Origin of the sequence: Allobosea sp. (genome assembly GCF_030695125.1) — a bacterium.
In the GTDB taxonomy this organism is placed as follows: domain Bacteria; phylum Pseudomonadota; class Alphaproteobacteria; order Rhizobiales; family Beijerinckiaceae; genus Allobosea.
Window position 1 is genome coordinate 1 of record NZ_JAUYTP010000070.1, and the last position, 1,280, is coordinate 1,280.

General features: G+C 65.0%; 2 protein-coding genes. Both read right to left on the reverse strand.

The window, feature by feature from the left end; all coding sequences use genetic code 11:
- A partial coding sequence (locus Q8S38_RS21195) for an Hsp70 family protein (RefSeq protein WP_305682327.1) occupies positions 1–831 on the reverse strand: 831 nt, incomplete at its 3' end.
- A 2-nt stretch (positions 832–833) separates the two neighbouring features.
- A partial coding sequence (gene hscB, locus Q8S38_RS21200) for a Fe-S protein assembly co-chaperone HscB (RefSeq protein ID WP_305682328.1) occupies positions 834–1,280 on the reverse strand: 447 nt, incomplete at its 5' end.

A 1,280-nucleotide genomic window follows, 5' to 3' on the forward strand; every position in this document is an offset into this window, starting at 1 on the left:
GGTCAGCGCTTCCTTGGCGTCGCGCGCCTTGGTCAGCAGGAGCCGCATGTCGCCCGCCGACAGCGGCTGGAAGCGGCCCTGCTCGACGATCCAGCAGAACACGCGCTGGTCGAAGTCGTCGCCGCCCAGCGCCGAGTCGCCGTTGGTGGCGAGCACTTCGAACACGCCCTTCGAGAGTTTGAGGATGGAGATATCGAAAGTGCCGCCGCCGAGGTCGTAGACCGCGTAGATGCCTTCGGAGGCATTGTCGAGGCCGTAAGCAATCGCCGCCGCGGTCGGCTCGTTCAACAGGCGCAGCACGTTGAGGCCGGCCAACTGCGCGGCATCCTTGGTGGCCTGGCGCTGGGCGTCGTCAAAGTAGGCCGGCACGGTGATGACCGCGCCGACGAGTTCGCCGCCCATTGCGGTTTCGGCGCGCTGGCGCAGGGTTTTCAGGATTTCGGCCGAGACCTCGACCGGGCTTTTGACACCGGCAGCGGTTCTCAACTGCACCATGCCCGGCGCATCGACGAAGCGGTACGGCAGGCTGGCGATGTCGTCGATGTCGGCAATGCCGCGCCCCATGAAGCGCTTCACCGAGGTGATGGCATTGTGCGGATCGCGGTTTTGCGCGGCCTGCGCGGCATACCCCACCTCAATCTCACCGCTGGCACAGTAGCGCACCACCGAGGGCAACAGCGAATGACCGGCCTCGTCGTCCAGCACCACGGCGAGACCTGAGCGCACCGTGGACACCAGCGAATTGGTCGTACCCAGGTCGATGCCCACCGCCAGGCGGTGCTGGTGCGGGGCGGTGGACATGCCGGGTTCGGCGATTTGCAACAGGGCCATGTTCAGGGTTCCAGTTCTTCGTAGACGTCGCCGACTTCGGCGATGAGCTTGTCCATGAAACGCAGCTGGCGCACGGCCTCGCAGGCCGCCGCATAATCATGCGCAGTGTCGATCAGTTCGGCCAGCAGCGCCTCGATCCGACGATGTGCGCTGCGCAGGTCGTCGGTCAGGGCATCCAGCGCTTCCGTACTGTTGCCGGCGCGCGCCTCGTCGATGGCTTCACGCCATTCCATCTGCTGCATCAGAAAGGCCGGCGCCATTTTGGTGTTGCTGGCATCGAACGCATCGATGCCCTGCAGCTTCAGCAAATACACGCCGCGGCTCACCGGATGCTTGAGCGTCTGATAGGCCTCGTTCGCTTGGGTTGCCCACTGCATCGCCACCCGCTGTTCGGCATCCGGCTGTGCAGCAAAGCGGTCCGGGTGCACCGTGTTCTGCATTTCGCGGTA